Here is an 18,997-nt window from a genome sequence, read left to right as displayed (position 1 = left end):
TTACATCTATTTTTTCATAACTATAATTTCCCTTCCTTTTATTTCATAATTTATATCACTTAAAACGGATAGTGCGTTAAACACATCCATAACAGTAACCTCTTCCAATACACCAGTATAATGAATTTCTTCTCCTATTCCTCTTGGTATCAACTTAATCTGCACATCAAATCGTCGTTCAAGTTTTTTAGAAAGATTAGATAATGAAGTATTATCCAGGTATATTTTATGATTTAACCATCCCATCTTGGATGTAAGGTTCGTTTCTTTTGACGTAAGTTCTTTTGTTGACCTGTTATAAGATGAAACCTGACCCGGCAACAGTATTAATTTTTCACAAATGGAATTGGTAAGTTCTACTTTCCCTTCCACCAAAGTTGTTTCTATAAATATATCTTCCGGATAAGCAGACAAATTAAAACTGGTACCCAACACCTTCACGTTCATACCTTCCGAAGTATGAATAATAAAGGGCGCTTTACTTTTTGCTACCTCAAAAAAAGCTTCGCCTCCAAACGAAACTTCCCTTGTACCTGAAACTTTATTAAAATGGTAATCTATTTCTGATCCTGAGTTCAATGTCACCTCTGATCCATCAGGAAGAGTAAGTGATGTTTGGCTTCCATAACCAGTTGCCAACTGCATATGATTCGATTCGACAGAAAGCAGTCCTGTATAAAAACCCAAGCTAAGAATAAGAATTAATGAAGCTGCCATTCCTGAAAGTGCGTAGGCAATTTTTTGCATTTTCAACTTCTTATAGTTCTGATTCTGTATTGACTGATTAAGATTGGTCCAAGCATGATCATTATTGAATTGATTCATAGTTGAAATAAATCCTGCAGCCTTCCAAATTTTCTGAAGTCTGGAATAAGTAACTTTATTTTCAGGTGATTTATTCAGCCAACCCTCTGTTTCAGCCTTTGAGTTTCTCTCTCCTGTAAGCTCATCAACAATCTGATCTACAACTGTCCCTTCTGGTTCCATTTTCATGCGTTTACAAGAAAGACACAGCTCAACAAAAATGGTCCTATTCGAATGGTAAGTTTTTTTTGAAATAATTAGATAGCATCCTTCGTTTCGAGGCAAGATTTTAGGTACTGGAGTGATTTCCAGATTTGATTTTTAATCGTTTTTATCGATGTTCCCAACTTTTCTGCAATTTCCTTTTGTTTGAACCCTTCAAATCGGCTCATTAGAAAAACTTGTTTACTTCGTTCGGGTAACTCGTCAATACATTGTTTTACAAAATCGATAAACTCCTGCTCTTCAAGCGCATCATTTATAGAACTTCCAGTATCTTGAGGGAACTCTTCCATTGTCTTTTTTCGAGACGCTTCCCCTCTCAAATAATTGAAAGCTCCATTACGTGATGCTTTTAATAGGTAAGCAAAAATACTTTCTGTAATAATTAGCTTGTCCCGCCCATTCCAAAGTTTGATAAAAACCTCCTGCACAATATCCTCTGATGCATTTGCATTCTGAGTTATTTCGAACACATAGGCACAAAGACGAGAATAGTAGAGATTGAATATCTGATTAAAAGAAGAATAGTCAGATATAATAAAATTTAAGGGCGTGCTATTTTGATCTTTACTTTCCAATGCAAAAGTCGGTTATATCTTAAATAGTCAACGTGAGTTGCTTTATTGCCTACACGAAATACATTTACGAATATAAATAAAATGACGATAATGAGGGAAGTAACTTAAAAACATATCGCATTTGTATTTAAAAACCTGCTTTTGCGGATATTTATAATTGAAAGAATAAAACATACGAAAGTTAACGCGGTAGCAAATTGTAAAAAAAATAAAACGCCCCTCAGAATGTGTTTCTGAGGAGCGTTTTAATTTAAGATGAGGTTTGGCAGAGTTCCTAACCAAGGCGTTTTATGAACGTACCATGACACCTAATTTTTCAAGGTACTGAGCTTCGTCGTCCAGAAAAATTAATCTAGCCAGGCGGATTATATCCGAAACGGTCTCACGAAGCTGATCAATTTTGCTGTTTCGTTCCTTAACCGTGTATTGGGCATCCCCACTTTCTTTTTCGCGGTTTTCCTTCAAAATATCCAAATTTGAAATGTCATCCAGCAACTGTTGTATTGACTCAGGTGTAAAGCCAAAAGGCGCAAGTTTGCCCAGAACTTCTTCCATTGTTAGCAAGTTTGTATAAAAGGAACTGGCAGCCTGTGTAAAATCAGTGTATTTACTAATCTTGTCATTGTACAGGTTCAGTGCAATTGCCTCTGCTGAACTGGCATCAAACCAGAATTTTAAGGATTGCCTAATTTTACTAAACGCCTCCCTCGCTGAATCCTGTGCATTATTGAAGGCTTCGCTGGCAGTTTTCCACTCAGCATGTTCCGTCTCATTTTCTGAGATCAATGCTGTTGTTTCATTGAACAGGTTCTTATTGGCTTCATGCCGTGCTTCATCAAAACCAAATGGTTCCATACGGGTGCGGATGATTTCATCACTTGAGGCATTCCAGATTACGATCCGGCATTTTTCCATAAAGTCGTTAATACTTTGACTTTTTCCCATATTGACTGATTTTAGGGGTTAAACATATGTCAAGTTAACACCATACATATTATTGATCGTTGTATTTTATGAAAAATACATGAACACCCCTGTATTTTTGATGAACACCTATTTTTAATTCATAAACGGGATTATTTCTCGTGTATTATGATCAATACATTTATGAATGCTATAAACAACTTGCCCTTCTATTTATTAAAAAACATAAAAGTGTGCTTGCTTTTGGCATTTTAGAGGTCGCTCCGAACAAAAATATGTATGCTCAACCTATTTTTGAGGTCGCTCCGGCCATTTGAGGGGTCGCTCTGGGCAATTCTTATGTTGCTTAGTATAAAAATGGCGTCGCTCTATGCAAATGGATGTGTGCTTGGCATGTAACTTTCCCAAAGTTTTAAACTTTGGGAAAGTGTTTAAAGCTGTCAACTTATCTTATTGGAAATTCGGTAATCCTTAGCGTTGTACACCCATATGGAATTAACTCAATATCCACATCATCAGGCAATAGTTGATCGTAATGCTGAACATTGTATGGAATAGCCCCCACTGACCCCCTGTTTTCCTTCCAGTCTGCCATAATTCGTGCTTTCGTTTTTATTGAGAAGTTGCTGCTCTTGCATCCACTTAAACACGTATCCCAGCCAATTCGAAGCTGCCGGTTCTAGTGGATAACCATGTTTACCTTTTGAGAATAAATGCATATCCACCGAAACATTATTTACTTTTAATGCTTCATAGAAACGAATGCTGTTTTCAACCGGAACCACATCATCATCCTCAGCATGCGTTAAAAACGTTCTTGGAGTATTTTCTGTGACCTGTTTTTCATTTGAAAAGAGATTCACTAATTCAGCATCCGGGCTAACGCCGAGAAGTGCCTCGCGTGAACCGCTGTGAGTTAATCCATTCTGCATAGAAATGACAGGATAAACAAGCACCATAAAATTAGGTCGCAGACTGGTTTCTTCCTCGTTCTCAATATAAGTTTTTGAAAAATGTGTGCCCGCAGTTGAAGCCAAGTGACCTCCAGCCGAAAATCCCATAATTCCAATTTTATTGGGATCAATCCCCCAATCCTCCGCATTATCGCGAATAATTTTAACAGCTCGCTGTGCATCCTGCAAAGCTGCTAACGATTTATTATCGCAAGTATTGTCACTGGGTAAGCGGTATTTTAACACAAAAGTTGCTACTCCTTTTTTATTCATTTCCCGAGCAATCTTATGCCCTTCATAACTAGCGCAAACAGCCTGATACCCACCGCCGGGACAAATCAGAACAGCCGTTCTATCTCGACTCTCATTTTGAGGCAGATAGATCGTAAGATCCGGTTTTGAAACTGCAAAATAAATCCCATTTTCACTATACTCCTTATCCTCGTGAGGTTTTTCTCCCGGAATGCAACCGCAATAAAGCGGTATCACGGTTTGCGCTTCTACAGAAATGATGAGTTGTAATAGTAACAAGCATGTAAAACCTATTTTTTTCATTGAGGTCATGAATTACATTAATTTAATAATTGATATTTCCGATATTAAAAGATCACTTTTGCGTGATCAATTTCGTAGCACTTTGTCAAAGCTGGGAGAGATTTGCTCCAATGCCTCACGTGCATTAATATACTTTTTTAAATCTCTAAGCGATATTACCTTATAATGGTTATCAGACAAGTATTGCATGTATTCTTTAAACAGCTCCGGAGACGTATTGACCCAAGGATGCTCAACGTCAGGTACGCCATGAATGGTTAGAACCACAATTTTACCTCCCTTAGCTTCCTTGAAGGCTTTGTATATTTGTTCTTTATTAGTGCTTTTCATCGACCAACTGGAAATTAACAACGGATTGTCTGCCAAAGGATCATATGGTCGGTCTCCCCCAACTCGGGCAAATGAATATTCTTTTTCCGTTAATATCCTCAACACCTGCTGATTTAGATCGTAAGCTGGATAGGCAAAAGTCACAGGCTTCATAATTTTCAAAGAGTCACACTTTTGCTCAATATATTCTAACTGATCGGATATCTGCACTGAATTTAAATGCGATAAAAGTGGATGATCGCGAGTGTGGTTTGCAACCTCAAATCCCATTCTATCAAGTTGCTTTATCTGCCTCCAGTTCATATATTTTGTGCTATCGTTAAAATTTGGAGGAAATTCACATACGTAGAATGTGGCACCAAATCCGTACTGCTTTAACAAGGGAGCGACAAACGAAAAATGACTGGCAATAGCATCATCAAACGTAAGAACAACAAGCTTGTCCGGGATTTTCATTTTAATAATCTTACTATTCCCGCACATAGAAATTGACAAAAAGAAAAGAACGATAAAAAAGTATTTCATAATCTTTAAAATATTATTTTACTACTTGATAACTCTCAACCTTCGCTATAAACAATGCATCTGTGCCCAGTTAAATTAGGTTCTGTTTCTAACGCAGAAGATGCAATGTGAATATTTACCAATCGTCAGTGCGGAATGACGGTAATGGCAAATTGCCTTCCACCGTGAATATTTCTGTCGCCGATGAATTGTCAAAACAATAACGCACGGCAACAGGTTGGGCCACATATGGAGAGAAAAGGTAGACCTTGTCTCCTACTAGAGCCGCTTTTGCCGGAAAAAAACGTTTGTCTGGGCCTGAAACTATGAATCTCGTAATTTCTTTGCCGTATGTTGTAAGTCCGGTTGATCCTGTATAATCGAACGAAACGACGACTACCCGTCCTTCTATTTCGAGAGCTTTAACTTCCGGGCTGCGGTAATGCATCTTTCCCATACCGTAAGTTTTAGCCAACGCCCAAAGCGCCATACGCTCTCCTGCGTCCTTTTTCTTGGGTGGATGGATACAATCAGGGCTTTCGGCATCCATTAGAACGGCCATGCCTGTATTCGGCGTCAACATGCCTTTTGTCTGTGCTTCACGAATGTAACCCGAATTAAGATTATCTCCATAATCATAAGGGGCTATCTGACAATAATAGAATGGAAATTCTCCAACTCCCCACAACTGGCGCCACTCATGAACCATATTATCAAACATTTTCACATAAAGCGCCGACTCTTCACGATTTGACTCCCCCTGGTACCATATCGCACCCCGTATTCCGTAGCCTACAAGCGGGTGTAACATACCGTTGAACAAGACAGTTGGTGTTCCATTAGGTATTTTTATGTCTCTATCCGATTCGGGTATTTCCTTTTCTGGGATATCTTTCAATGAATATGGTGTCATCCAGGCTTCAATACGTGAACCTCCCCAACTAGTATGGACCAATCCAACTGGCACATTCAACACCCTATTAATCATCTTGCCAAAAAAGTAACCAGTAGCTGAAAAATCAGGCGTTGTTTCTGGCCCAGCTATCTCCCATGTACCCTCACAATCGTCTTGCGGAGTGGATATTGATACATGCTTTACAGTAAAACATCTTATTCCGTTGTTTGATGAGTTCACAATTGCCTCCGGACCTCCGTCAACAGGTTGGCCAGGATACCCCTTCATCGGCATTTCCATGTTAGACTGTCCTGAACAAAGCCAAACTTCTCCGATAAGAATATTTTGCAAAACAACAGCCTTCCCGTCACTAATGGTGAGTGTATAAGGGGTATAGCCAGCCTGTGGCGTTTGCATACTCAATTTCCAATATCCTTTTGCATCACTTTTAGTTGAAATAGTCCTTTTATTCCACGAACCAGTCGCAATAACTTTAGTATTAGCTTTCGCCCATCCCCATATGGCAACTTCGGACTTTTGTTGCAATATCATGTTGTCACTAAAAATTGCAGGTAGATTAACTTCAGCAATACAGTTAAAACTTAAAACAGCATTTAATGCCAAATAAGTTAAAATATTTTTTATGTTTATTTTCATTGTGAGTGTGATTAATTTTCAATATAAAGACCCTATAGTATTAGTTTTTAATAAACTATTTGACAACAAATTCCTCCACATCAGGCTTCAATCCGTCAGAATGTGCTGTTATCTTGATTTTCCCTTGTTTTAGTGGTTTAATTGTAACAAGAATACGCCCTTCAAAGGCATTTCGATGGTTCGTTTTATAAACCTCGTGACTGGACTGATCTCCCGAATCCAGCCCAATTAACTCGCCTGCGCCTTCAACAGTCACCTGAACGTTATTCGTCGCTTTCGGGCAACGTATCCCATTTTTATCCTGAACCACAATGGGAAGATACAATAACTCGCCACTGGTCAATTCGAGTTCTTCTTTATTGGAAACTATATCCAAGCCACTCGGAGCCCCTGATGTCCGGATTACATGGTCCGCCACTTTTGTAGAATTATTAATGGCTACCGCATTCAATGTTCCAGGCTTATATTCCACATGGTATAATGCGTAATAAGTATCTTTATCCACCTTCTTTTTACCAAGACTCTTATTGTTAAGAAATAACTCAACTTCGTCGCAATTACTATAAACAAAAACGGAATCAACTTCACCCTTTTTGAAATTCCAGTGCGATGCTACATCATAGCAATTCCATGGAAAATTGTACTTTTCTTTAAGGTTTACAGTGATATGCACCATCGGCTTTTCAGACCAATAGCTCTGACGGATATAATAAGTCGGTTTTTCAAAACCTGCAATATCGATTAGCCCCCACTCCCAGCCTTTTCTTGGCCATTTTATTGCTTCTCCCATATAATCAATTCCTACCCAAAGGAATTCGCCAGTTACATATGGATTATCGCGCACTGCCAACCAGTTTTTGAGGTTCGGGAAGGTCTCAGTTCCCAAGTAAATTCTGTTAGGATGAGTTTTGTGTTCATCTGCGTAAAGATTTGAAAAATAACGGTCGATGTAGTTATATCCAGCCAGATCCATAGTATCTAGAAAACCTGACTGATTCGCAAAGGGCGCCCAGTCACAGGCAGCCACCACTGGTCGGGTTGAATCTACTTGCTTGACCCACGATTTTAGTTTTGCTAACTTATGCGGACCGTCGGGAATCCGCTGATCCGGTATTTCGTTGCCCACTGAGTAAATAAATACCGAAGGATGATTCCGATCCCGACAAACCATATCTTTCAAATCAGTTTCTGCCCATTGGTTAAAGAAAAGGTGATAACCGTACTGACGTTTCCCTTCAGGATTTTCCGAGAGTCCCCATTGCCAGGTGTTGTTCCACTCATCAAATGCTTCAGACATCATCAAAAAGCCCAACTCGTCACAGACATCAATAAATACAGGATCTGCCGGACCATGTACACGTACCGCATTACAACCCATTTCTCTCAACTTCCGCAACCTATACCTCCAGACATCCTTCGGAACAGCCGTACCAAATGATCCGGCATCTTTGTGAAGGCAAACGCCCTTTATAATCGTCTTTTGCCCATTAACCAGCATTCCGTTAACATTGTCAAACTTAATTTGACGTATGCCTACATTGATTATTTCTTCATCAACAATTTCATTATCAATCACTATTTGATTTTTCAACTTGTATAAAAAGGGATTAACTGGGGACCACAATTCCGGATCAGTTACCTCCATTTTAAGCGAACAATGGAATGTGGTATAATCAGAAAGGTTCGTGCTCGTCTCAGCTTTTGACTTTATTTGCCCATCCGGAGCAATAAGTATCGAGACAATCCGGCAAGATTTAACTATTCGATTAATATCTTCTGGCTTAGCTTGAAAATTGGCGACTTGACTCTCCTGATAATTATTAGAAATCAAGTCCACATCTATTTTTACCTCTGCCTTGCGATCCGAAAGGGCCTCCGTCTGAAAAAAGATACCATTAGACTTAAAATGTTGCTGAGGTTTCACCAGCAGGTAAACGTTTCGGTTTATCCCCGATCCGGAATACCATCGCGAACTTGGTTCCAGCGAATGATCAACTTTAACGGCAATCAGGTTCTTCTCCTGTCCGTATTTCAAATAGGGAGTGAGGTCATACTCAAATGTACTGAACCCATATGGACGGTTACCAAGATAAATGCCATTGATATATACCTTGCTGTTCATGTAAACTCCATCAAAACGAATCGATATGCGTTTTCCCTTAAGGGTTTCAGGAACACTAAAGGCTTTTCTGTAACAACCAATCCCGTTTTTCAAAAATCCGCCGGATTCTCCTGCTGGGTTCTGCTCGTTGTAAGTACCCGAAATTGCCCAGTCATGCGGTAACTGAAGAACCTGCCACGACTGATCATCAAAATTGGGAGTCATGAACCCGGAAACTTCACCCAAATGAAATTTCCAACTCGAATTAAAATTATTGTATCTCTCAAAATCTTGCGCGTAAACCTTAAACAATGAGATATGTATAAGAAAAAACAAAATGATTTTATTCATATTATAACTTTTGATTTATACCTAAATAATTTATATCTAACTAAATTCGAGAATCACGAAACTTGATCTGAAATGCTGCATCCCATTCTCCATTCCTGAAAACACAATTTCGCAGTCATTTTTCAGCTGGTTCCCTGATTCAAGTAAATTCGAAACGGATTGGGTTGGCACATAATTAGTGTATATGCAAGCATTGATTTTGGAATACGCTCCTTGCCTCATTGAAATCTTGACATTCTTCAGTACATTAAAAATTTGAAGAGGATGCCACAAACAAAAAAGGAAATATTAAAAATTTAAAACAGGTTCTTCAAAATGTTAGATTTCTAATACTAACTTTTCTATTGTTGGCAAATTTTTCATTAACTCGCCGTTGACAAAAACAGAGAATCCTTTTCCTTTTTGGTATTTCGTCCCGTCCTTATCCCATATAATTGTAATTATTTTGTCATGATACTTAACCCGATCCAAACAAAACCAGCCCCAATAATCAACCGAAATCAAGGGACATACAACCAGCTTATCTCCCATTGAAGGTTGAATTCCAATCAAATCGCTAATAATTAAATCACAGAAAGCGGAATGATTGTAATCTTTCCCTCTCTGTTTAGGCTCGCTTCCCCTACTTTTCAATATTGTTCTTGATATCCAGTCACCAGTAAATGGGTTAAGGTTCTCATCTATCCAGCAAACATTTTCCCCTCTCTCATTCACTCTCCGATGACTGTTCGAATACGTCAGTAACTGTTCCATGAAATCTTTTTTTGTTATTACTGACTGGCTATTGTTTCGCAAAAGGTTACCCATTGCTTTCAAAGTTATAGATGTTGCAAAAGGCCAACTCGGGCCATTCCATTGACATTCATGTCCTTCATAGGAAATCTTAAACCCGGAGTGGCTTTGTTCTGCCGATGTAGGCCCATAAGGGGCTTTGAACCCCTCGTTACTCAATAAATATTTCCAAGCAATAGCGTGTTTTTCTTCAGGGATATTGAAGTACCATGGAGTATATCCATGAAGTTCCCTTACATTAACAAGTTTATCTGAATTTAGAGGAAGCGTTTCAAAGAAATTGTCCTCAACATTCCATAATTTGTTCAGGATTAGCGCTTGGAGCATGGAGGCTTTTTCGTTGTACGCTTTTCCCATAGAAATATCACCGGCAAGCCCTGCAATAACGGCTATGGCTTTAGCATCACCATACATATACGAATTAATTGTAGCCCTTTTACCTGACCCGCCAATTGAAACTTCCATTCCGTCGCGGTCGTCAATTTGTTGAAACAAACCATCATCGCACAAATTCGCTTTTTCCCATTCCTGATAATTTTTATCAAGGTATGGAAGTAAATTAATAAGCAAATCTTTATCTTGGTGAACACAGGCAAATGCTAAAATTGAATTGGCAGCCCAAAAGCTGTACTTCCGTGGCTCACCCCCTCCTTTAAACCAAAAATTGGCATAGTCATGTAAATAAGAGGAATTATGCAGCCAGCGGCCTTCATAAAAATGATGTCCGGCTGGACAACTGATCGTATTATATTTCGCAGCCCATGGGACTTCTGGAAGAAATTCGGTTATCACGAAACCTTCCGGACTCTTTTTTATATGTTTACGAAAAATCCACCACCTAAAATAATACGTTCTTTCCAATTCCTTGTCGGGACAATTGAAATATGGGATATTTTCTTTTAGAAACAGTTCTGCATCACTGTTGGGAATATAATTCGCATATATCTCTTCATCCTTTTCATTGAATTCTGAGATGTAGATGCTGAAATTATTCCATGCAAGAACATTCTCAACAGACATTTTCTCAGTATCATTCACAGGAAAGCTTTTACTTTTGCACCCATTTAAAAATAGTAGAATACTACTTAATAAAACAAAAAATAGAATATATTGTGTTCTCATTTTTATCAATATAATGTGGTTTCGTTATTAAAGTTAATCCACACTTTCATAGTTCTGGCATCACGGTTATCCCATAAAATGTATGGGATAAAAGTTAGTAACTCCCTATCAATATTGGTTTCAATCAAACTCATTCCATTAAGCTTTCCTTTTCCCTGAGCTAATGCAAATGAATTGTGATATTTCTAATGCCAGAATTCATCTAGATCCTTATTCATATGAATCTCTCAAAACGAATATGATGTTTACTTTTTGTTGAGGTAAGGTACCAGTTGTATCTGGAAATAAAATCAATATTGAAAATTAGAATCTTGCTAATAGATTCGATGGAAAACGAATTAAGTAATAATACCGGAAGGAATAAATTTCATCCCTTCCGATATTTAATATTTAATAACCTGCTGTTTGTTTTAGGTTGGTATTAGCATCAAGAGCCGATTGAGGAATCGGGAAGGTAGTTCTGTAATCTCCATTGGGTTTATGTGATGCCCATTGCTTTGTGGTAAATACCCCAAAGCGTATAAGATCCATCCTGCGGGTATGCTCCCAGGCCATTTCCCATCCCCATTCATCAAGCATCCGCCCAAATTCTATATCCTGAAGGTCTGCTTCAGATTCATAAAAATAATCTGATACATTCGCATTCGCTGCTGCTGCATACACATCATCAGAAACACCATAGGGCCTTTTTGCACTATCTGATTTACCACTTTCGAGCCAAAGTGCCACATCATATCCAAAATCCTTCTCATAATATCCGTAACGATATTTACTGTCTTGTGCAAGTTCGGCATCGGTAACAACGGCATCAGCTGCATTATCAAAATCTCTATTCCTTACCTGGGTTACCAGTACGCCTGCGCCAGCTTGTCCTGTCCGAAGTAGGCATTCGGCTTTGGCAAGCAGTATAGCAGCATAGCGGAATACCGGGATATCATTGCTCAAGATGGATTTTGTGCCAGCTACAATCTCATATTTCCCAAGGCGGTAGCCTGCCATTTCATCGGTACGTAAACTATTTGGAATGGCTCTTGAGAAAATTAAAGGCTGACCTTTTTGCTCGTATAGTCCGAGTAGTGTAGAACCGTCCTTTGCAAATTGAGGCCCCATTTCCCATGTAGCTGCCAACCTTTTATCTGCTTCATCGTAAGTGTCCAGCCACTGAGTAATACCTTTGGCCCCACCACCTCCCCATGGGGTAGCATCCATATCATATTTAAACTTAATTTGTGCATGAAGAGAAGTCATATGAATCACGGTTCCTTTGATAGCATCATCACAAGGTATCGCTAGAATCAATTCTTTAGACCCTTCATTATTCACTTTAAAGCAGTTTTTAAAGTCAGGCTCCAGTGAGTACTTGCCGGAATTGATGATGGCATCGCACTGCTCGGTACATTTGAACCATTGCGCAGTCCCGGTATATACCTTTGCGTTAAGATAGAGATTAACTAATACAGCACGGGCTGCCCATTGGTTAAATCTCCCATAAGTGGTAGCATTACTTTCTTCTGAAAGGTTAGGAATGACCTCCAGTAATTCACTTTCTACAAAATTATACACATCCTGCCTCGAAACCGGAGACGGCAGCTCTGTGTCTGTAAATGAGGTTACGAGGGGCATCTCCGTAAATTGATCAACAAGGCGCCAGTAAGAATATGCACGTACGGCACGCATTTCGCTGGTGTATGCCAACCTAAGCTCATCACTGAGTGCATCCATTTTTTCAAATTGGTCGAGTACCCTGTTTACATTAGTGATGGACTGGTAATATGAATACCATTCAGCAGAGACATGCGATTGTTCTGGATTCCATGTATGTAGCTGCATACGTTTAAAAACACCGCCATCATCCCATCCACTTGCATTTGAACAAATGGCTATCTGATCAGTACATATTGCCTGTGTTAATGACGGGTGAAAGCCTAAGATGACATCGGCAAAACCTGAGTAAGCAGGAGCAATTAGTTTGTTCATGTCGTCAGCAGTAAAATTATAACTGTCTACTGCCAGTTCAGAATATATATTCTGATCAAGGTCAGAGCATGATACACCCAACAGGAGTGTTCCAATGTATATACTTAGATATTTTATAATCCTATTCATAATATTAAATATTTTTAATTCTTAATAATTAAAATGTAAGTTGAACACCCAATGTGAAGGTTCTCTGTTGCGGATACCTGATACGGTTATCAATACCAGGCTGTAATCCTGAAACACCTACTTCAGGATCAATCCCTTTATATCTTGTAAAGGTCAACACATTACCACCATTCAAATATACCCTGGCAGTTTTTAGTATATTTGATAAAGAATCAAATGTATACCCCAAGGTAATATTGTCTATCCTAACATATGATCCATCTTGTACAAACTCGCTCACATAATACTGATTCTGCATAACATTCAGAGTCTTGCCATCCATCCTTGGATCAAAGGCTGTTTCCAGGATATTGCCCCTTGACATACCAGAAGGAACACCTGTAAACATATCGGACATGTTAAGTATATCAAAACCGAGTACTGCCCGAGCATTAATTGCCACATCAAACTGTTTGTAAGAGAAATTATTATTCCAGTTTACAAAATACTTAGGCGTACCATTCCCGATAACTTTTTTGTCATTTTCTGTAGCTTGGGAAATCGGAATAGGCTCTCCGGCTTCATTCTCTACGATCCAATAGCCATTCTCGTCAACATCTATGGATTTCCACCCGTAGAAATCACCTACCGGACCATTTTCCTGTAACCTGAAAATATAGGTTTGAATCGGCTCTCCAGTTACTCCCAGGTTAATATAACCATTAGCATTTTGGAATTCTCCTTTACTCAGATTTGTGAGCTTGTTGTTGTTGGTTGAAAAAACTAAAGAAGTGTTGTAGTAAATATCTTTTGTTTGAACCGGGGTGCCTGATAGTTTTATTTCGAATCCATCGTTAATCATAGTACCAGCATTGGCCAAGATGTATGGATACACATAAGGAGGCGAAGGAACCGGGTAGTTCCAAAGGATATCGTTGGTGATACGCTTATACCAGTCCACGCTTAATGTCAGGCGATTGTCCCACAGTCCGGCATCCAGCCCGATGTTATATTCCTGTTTTGTTTCCCATTGCAAGTTAGGGTTTGGATTGGAACTTGGAGCCATTCCTGGAATCCATTCGCCATTGATATATATCTTATTACCAAAACTCATTCTTGACAGTTGCGCATAATTATCATTTGGCAATGTACCGGTTATTCCAAAACCAGCTCTCAATTTTGCTTGAGAAAGAACGCTTACGTTTTCCATAAACGGTTCGTTTTTAATATTCCAACCAGCCGAAATACCTGGGAAATTACCCCATTTGTTGTTAGTACCAAACTTAGAGGAACCTTCGCGACGCATGCTCAACATTAGCATGTATTTAAATTTATAGTTATAATTTACCCTTATAAAATATGCCGCCAGTTTGTTTCCTGTTTTCCAACTTCCCATACCGGCTTCTCCGTCTATCAAAGCTTTTCCGGCACCAAGATCATTGTAGGTAATACCATCAGTTGGAAAGTCCTTGTTAAAAGCATTAAATCCTTCGCCGACACTAGTTTGATAACTGTGACCTGCAATGGCGTTTATTTTATGAGCACCAAAGGTTTTATCATATGCAATTGTCGTTTCAACCAACTCAGTAATCCATTTACTACTACTCCTTCCCGCTTGTGCATTAATATTATCTTTGGTAGTGCTTTCATGTTGCTTAGAATGTGCCCATCCAGACAAGTCGTTATATGAATCTCGAGAAACAAGCACTTTGCCAGTTAGTCCCTCGAAAGGATTAATTGTAAGGGTTCCAAACATCCTTGCAGTCTCATTCTGGTCATTTCCAGTCACTTCATTTAATAACATCATTGGATTGGCATAATTGTTAAGTGGACGATGTGTCCAATTGCCATTGTCATCTTTGGGTCTATCAGTCGGATTATATATTAATGAGTTGAAATAGGCGCTTTCAAAATCACCTGTATTGCTGTTTTGGCTACGCATTGCCAAATTTCCGTTTACCCTTATTATTCCGTTAAACATTGAATAATTGCCTTCGAGACGAGTGTTCAGTATTTTAGTATTATCATTAAGCACAATACCAGAAATGTCCTTATAATTAATATTCATTATAAAATTTGATTCGATACTGCCGGAGCGTATACTTAAGTTGGTGCTATAAGTAGAAGGTGTTCGTAATACGAGATCTTGCCAGTCAGTAGAATATCCTTCATCTGTTCCATACAGTCCATTAATTTCTGTCATGGCTTCTCTATATTGGCTTGCATTCATCACATTCACTTTTTTAGTTGTCTGAGATACTGCATAGTATGAATTGACCTCCACCGTTGTTTTAGGCTTTGTGTCTTTCACTTTTTTTGTTGTGATCAAAATCACGCCATTGGTACCACGTGTGCCATAAATCGCAGCTGCCGATCCATCCTTCAAAATATCGATACTTTCAATGTCTTCCGGGGCCACATCATTTAAGCTGCCCGGTATCCCGTCAATAACAATCAAGGGGCTTGAACTGGAGCTTAAGGTAGATACACCACGTAGCGATATCTCTGAAGTGTTTGTTGAACGACCACCCGGTTTGCCAATCTGCAATCCTGCGACCTGTCCCCTAATGAGTTCGGCCGGATCTGTTATCGCCCCTTCCATAAAATCTTCAGACCTTACACTAGAGATTGCACTGGTTACTTCTTTTCCTGAAAGTGTACCATAGCCAACGGCAACGACTTCTTCAATTCCAATGGCATCTTCTGCCAGGACAACATTTATGGTTGCCTTTCCGGAGACAGGAATCTCCTGAGTTTTCATCCCAACAAATGAAAAGACCAGTGTAGCGTCAGATGGAATGTCAGACAGAGAGTAATTTCCATCACCGTCTGCAATTGTTCCTTGAGTTGTTCCTTTTAACAATACAGTTACACCTGGCAGAGGTGAGCCGGAAGAGTCGGTCACTATGCCATTTACTGTAGTTGTTTGTTGAAACGAATTCCCAGTTGAATCTGGCCGGATGATAATTAAATTCTTTTCCGTAATAACAAAATCTACTTTCTGATCTGAAAAAATATCCTCTAAGATCAGATCAATTGTTTTATTCTTGGCATTAATAGATACTCTCTGGTCAATGTCAAGCAATTCATTTTGAAGAATGAATTTGTAAGTACTTTGTTTTTCGATCTGGTTTAGTATTTCCCGAATCGTCACGTTATTAAAGTCCAGTGACAACTTTGTTTGCTGTGAATAAACGTTCGCAGAAACATGTACTGTTACAATCAAAATAAATACTGCAATTAACCGCATGATTACCAACATTTTTTTTAGATGGAGACTTTTAAAAATCCCCACGTTTAGTTTTTTTTTCATACTTTTGAAATGGTTTAATTATTAACTATCCTAATGTTTTCATTAGGGTTTGAACAGCCGCCGGAGCTCTCACCTTCCGCCGGTTGTTTTTTTATTTTTCATATTACTTCGTTTTAAAATTTTCAATTACTGGATAATTTGGTAGTGGGTGCCTTCTTTTTTATATCTCAATTCACTCGCTACGGCAATTGCATCCAAAATCTCTTCGAGACTTTCATTACCGAACACTCCTGTGTAGTGAATTTTTTCACCAATATTAGAAGGGGTAAATCCAATCGTGACTTTATACTGACGCTCTAACTTTTTTGCAAGAATTCCAATAGGTTCATTGTGCAAGTACAATTTGTTTTCCATCCATCCCGTATATTCCCGTGGATCCACCTTTTTAATTTTTAGTTCCGTGGATGTCTTGTCAAACAGGGCGAGTTCACCCGGCTTTATAAAATATTCTTTACCATCTTTTTCCTGCAAACTCACTTTCCCACTTTCCAGGCATGTTTGTACCAGACGATCATCATTGTATGCAGACACATTGAATTTTGTGCCATATACTTTTACTTTGAAATCATTTGCATGGACAATAAACGGCTTTGTATCTTTTTCAACCTCAAAATACCCTTCGCCTTGAAGAAAAACGTCGCGTGTTGAGGCATCAAAATTCGAAGCATATTTTAAATCACTTTTTGCATTCAGCCACACTTTGCTTCCATCGGGTAAATATACCAGAGTGCGGTTACCAAGATCGGTTTGCATATGAACCAATTGTGTTGTTTCTGGCTGTAACATCTCCGTACCAACAAATTTGAATAATCCAAACATAATTAATAAACCAGCTGCTATTCCTGAAAGTGTGGTGATAAAATACCGTCTTTGAAGTTGCCTTCGGGACTCAATCTTTTTATTCATTTGATAGAAAGACTGAACGGCATGGTGTTTCTTGTATGATTTTACTTTTGGGCTCTCTTGCCAAATTCGCTTGATCTGCTCGAATAATTCAAGATTATTTTCATCCGACACCCAGTTCTGAAAATCCTTTTTATCTTCGCTGGAAGCAGTTTCAGAAAGAATTGAGTAAATAAGTTCGAATTTTTTCATTGTATTAATCTGTCACTTTACCTTTATGACAGTTCTAAAAAGAAAAGGTCGTACGTCTACTCGAAAAAAAATAAAAAAACTCTTAAAGTTGACTATGGATCAATCTAACATTAGAGTGGATTGTAAATTCCATTCATGAATATTGAGACCACTACTATAATAGAAGGAATAGGTATTCTACTAATATAAAGTCCAATATTTTTTAAAATCTTCAAGCCAGATGGGCTCATCCTTTTCCAGTCGATGAAAAGGATGAAAAAATCTTGTCAAAATGAACCTTCAGCCCGCCTCACGATTTTTTCTTTCTGGCTCACATCCCTGAATCCCCGCAAAAAATCGTTCCCTCCAATTCTGTCCCGGCATTTTGACGGCCATCCCTGCGACCAACTCAAAAGCAAAATTCTAACTTCAATGCGATAACGTTCGAAGTATTAATCACACCAGCGGTGTGAAATATTTGTAGCCCGGGGTAAACGACCTAGGAGTGTAACCCCGGGATTAAATAAATGATCTATCTCAGGTGCACGGGATAGCTTTGCAAAAAGGACAATTGCTGGCATGCGCCGAATGGACATTGTTATTCTTTTCAACCAGAATATTGAACTCGGAATAAGCATTAGGAAATCTATTTCGGATTGAACAAATCCTAGACTATCCCCGTGTTAAAACCTAAGACTAGTACGCCTCTATAAATTTCGGGATTATTTCTGCGAAAAAGATTAAAAATCGAATTTTCATTATCTCACCTCTCTGTCCCAATTCAGGGGAGAATAAAAAGATATCAAATGGTAAACCAATAGGAATTATTTGATTAAAAATATTCAGGGTAGGAAATTTGAAGGCAGTCTTTTAACATTTTTAGGGCTTTCCCAATTTGTGCTTTAACCGTCTTAACTGTAATGTCGTAAGTGTTAGCAATCATTTCCTGTTTAGATCCCTTAAAACGGCTTTCCAGAAATACGTCTTTACACCGAGGTGGCAATTGTTCGATACATTGAAAAAGATAATTTCTGAATTCTTCCAGCTCAATTTCAGAATCAACAATAGATTCATCCTGGATAACCGAAAACAAATGGGTGTGTTCCTGCCTGATTGCTTCGGATTTTAAGCGATTGAGACTATGATTTTTTACAGCAGTATACAAGTAAGACTTCACGGAACCAGAAATAAAAAGCTTTCTCCTCTTTTCCCATATCTTTATAAATACCTCCTGAACGATATCGTCAGCTATTACATATTGACTGACATAAGAGACTGAAAAATTACACAAAGGAGTATGGTAAGTTTCAAACAATAATCGAAAAGCACGATAATCCCCATTTCTAATTTTTTCAATTAGCTGAAGATCATTAATGTTATTTTTTTGACTTGCTTGAAAATCTTTCATATCCGAAGTAAAGCTCCGGGATAAAAGTAAAATATAAATTTGAGATTACGCAATATATAAATAGGCGAATATCAATTTAAGAGATCTGATTTACCAAGAAAGAGAACTTCATCTCAACAGGCAAGACTTAACAGAATAATTCTACAGATTCGTTTAACGACAATGTTTTCCAATTACCAATAAATAGGTATTTATTCCCCAAATTACTCTTTTACATTCTTTGGAACAGTTAAATTGTGCTCCATTCAAAAGAAAGAGGCCGTCTCAAAACAAGTTTTTGGGACGGTTTTTTTTTCTTTCTCATTTGGTTTTTTCCTGGTTCTATTTTT

At 38.4% G+C, this 18,997-nt stretch carries 13 protein-coding genes; all 13 read right to left on the bottom strand.

The genetic code is table 11. The features are described 5' to 3' along the window. Window positions 1-6 precede the first annotated feature (6 nt). Complete coding sequence (locus ACUNWD_RS19550) at window positions 7-987, bottom strand: FecR family protein (protein WP_445589552.1); 981 nt, start codon at window positions 985-987, stop codon at window positions 7-9. A 74-nt stretch (window positions 988-1,061) separates the two neighbouring features. Beyond that, window positions 1,062-1,604, bottom strand: a complete 543-nt coding sequence (locus tag ACUNWD_RS19545; RefSeq protein WP_445589551.1) for an RNA polymerase sigma factor — start codon at window positions 1,602-1,604, stop codon at window positions 1,062-1,064. Between the two features lie 288 nt (window positions 1,605-1,892). Continuing rightward, window positions 1,893-2,549, bottom strand: coding sequence for a hypothetical protein (locus tag ACUNWD_RS19540; RefSeq protein WP_445589550.1), 657 nt, complete (start codon window positions 2,547-2,549; stop codon window positions 1,893-1,895). Between the two features lie 494 nt (window positions 2,550-3,043). Continuing rightward, a complete protein-coding gene (locus ACUNWD_RS19535; RefSeq protein WP_445589549.1) occupies window positions 3,044-4,045 on the bottom strand; it encodes an alpha/beta hydrolase in 1,002 nt (333 codons plus the stop codon). 57 nt (window positions 4,046-4,102) lie between these two features. Further along, the gene (locus tag ACUNWD_RS19530) at window positions 4,103-4,891 is read right to left on the bottom strand and encodes a polysaccharide deacetylase family protein (protein ID WP_445589548.1); all 789 of its coding nucleotides are present in this window, start codon (window positions 4,889-4,891) and stop codon (window positions 4,103-4,105) included. A 115-nt stretch (window positions 4,892-5,006) separates the two neighbouring features. Continuing rightward, complete coding sequence (locus ACUNWD_RS19525) at window positions 5,007-6,422, bottom strand: sialate O-acetylesterase (protein ID WP_445589547.1); 1,416 nt, start codon at window positions 6,420-6,422, stop codon at window positions 5,007-5,009. A gap of 55 nt (window positions 6,423-6,477) precedes the next feature. Continuing rightward, entirely contained in the window at window positions 6,478-8,874 is a 2,397-nt protein-coding gene (locus ACUNWD_RS19520; protein WP_445589546.1) for a sugar-binding domain-containing protein, read from the bottom strand. Between the two features lie 318 nt (window positions 8,875-9,192). Beyond that, window positions 9,193-10,704, bottom strand: coding sequence for an MGH1-like glycoside hydrolase domain-containing protein (locus ACUNWD_RS19515; protein ID WP_445589545.1), 1,512 nt, complete (start codon window positions 10,702-10,704; stop codon window positions 9,193-9,195). A gap of 89 nt (window positions 10,705-10,793) precedes the next feature. Further along, on the bottom strand, window positions 10,794-10,922 hold the full coding sequence (locus ACUNWD_RS19510; protein WP_445589544.1) for a hypothetical protein: 129 nt from the start codon (window positions 10,920-10,922) through the stop codon (window positions 10,794-10,796). A 256-nt stretch (window positions 10,923-11,178) separates the two neighbouring features. Further along, complete coding sequence (locus ACUNWD_RS19505) at window positions 11,179-12,894, bottom strand: RagB/SusD family nutrient uptake outer membrane protein (RefSeq protein WP_445589543.1); 1,716 nt, start codon at window positions 12,892-12,894, stop codon at window positions 11,179-11,181. Window positions 12,895-12,922: 28 nt separating this feature from the next. Then, entirely contained in the window at window positions 12,923-16,186 is a 3,264-nt protein-coding gene (locus ACUNWD_RS19500; protein ID WP_445589542.1) for a SusC/RagA family TonB-linked outer membrane protein, read from the bottom strand. A gap of 126 nt (window positions 16,187-16,312) precedes the next feature. Further along, entirely contained in the window at window positions 16,313-17,281 is a 969-nt protein-coding gene (locus tag ACUNWD_RS19495) for a FecR family protein (protein WP_445589541.1), read from the bottom strand. 811 nt (window positions 17,282-18,092) lie between these two features. Further along, window positions 18,093-18,668 carry an RNA polymerase sigma factor gene (locus ACUNWD_RS19490; RefSeq protein WP_445589540.1) on the bottom strand — a complete coding sequence of 192 codons (576 nt, stop codon included), beginning with the start codon at window positions 18,666-18,668 and terminating at the stop codon, window positions 18,093-18,095. Between the last annotated feature and the right edge of the window lie 329 nt (window positions 18,669-18,997).

Source organism: Sunxiuqinia sp. A32 (assembly GCF_052690465.1).
The sequence above is the reverse complement of the archived record's forward strand: the minus strand, read 5'-3'. Positions and strand labels throughout refer to the sequence as shown.

Excerpts from the sequence above, each read along its gene's own strand:
- ACUNWD_RS19550 (WP_445589552.1), bottom strand. The coding sequence starts at position 987 with ATGGAACCAGAAGGGACAGTTGTAGATCAGATTGTTGATGAGCTTACA.
- ACUNWD_RS19540 (WP_445589550.1), bottom strand. The coding sequence starts at position 2,549 with ATGGGAAAAAGTCAAAGTATTAACGACTTTATGGAAAAATGCCGGATC.
- ACUNWD_RS19535 (WP_445589549.1), bottom strand. The coding sequence starts at position 4,045 with ATGACCTCAATGAAAAAAATAGGTTTTACATGCTTGTTACTATTACAA.
- ACUNWD_RS19530 (WP_445589548.1), bottom strand. The coding sequence starts at position 4,891 with ATGAAATACTTTTTTATCGTTCTTTTCTTTTTGTCAATTTCTATGTGC.
- ACUNWD_RS19525 (WP_445589547.1), bottom strand. The coding sequence starts at position 6,422 with ATGAAAATAAACATAAAAAATATTTTAACTTATTTGGCATTAAATGCT.
- ACUNWD_RS19520 (WP_445589546.1), bottom strand. The coding sequence starts at position 8,874 with ATGAATAAAATCATTTTGTTTTTTCTTATACATATCTCATTGTTTAAG.
- ACUNWD_RS19510 (WP_445589544.1), bottom strand. The coding sequence starts at position 10,922 with ATGAGTTTGATTGAAACCAATATTGATAGGGAGTTACTAACTTTTATC.
- ACUNWD_RS19505 (WP_445589543.1), bottom strand. The coding sequence starts at position 12,894 with ATGAATAGGATTATAAAATATCTAAGTATATACATTGGAACACTCCTG.
- ACUNWD_RS19500 (WP_445589542.1), bottom strand. The coding sequence starts at position 16,186 with ATGAAAAAAAAACTAAACGTGGGGATTTTTAAAAGTCTCCATCTAAAA.
- ACUNWD_RS19495 (WP_445589541.1), bottom strand. The coding sequence starts at position 17,281 with ATGAAAAAATTCGAACTTATTTACTCAATTCTTTCTGAAACTGCTTCC.
- ACUNWD_RS19490 (WP_445589540.1), bottom strand. The coding sequence starts at position 18,668 with ATGAAAGATTTTCAAGCAAGTCAAAAAAATAACATTAATGATCTTCAG.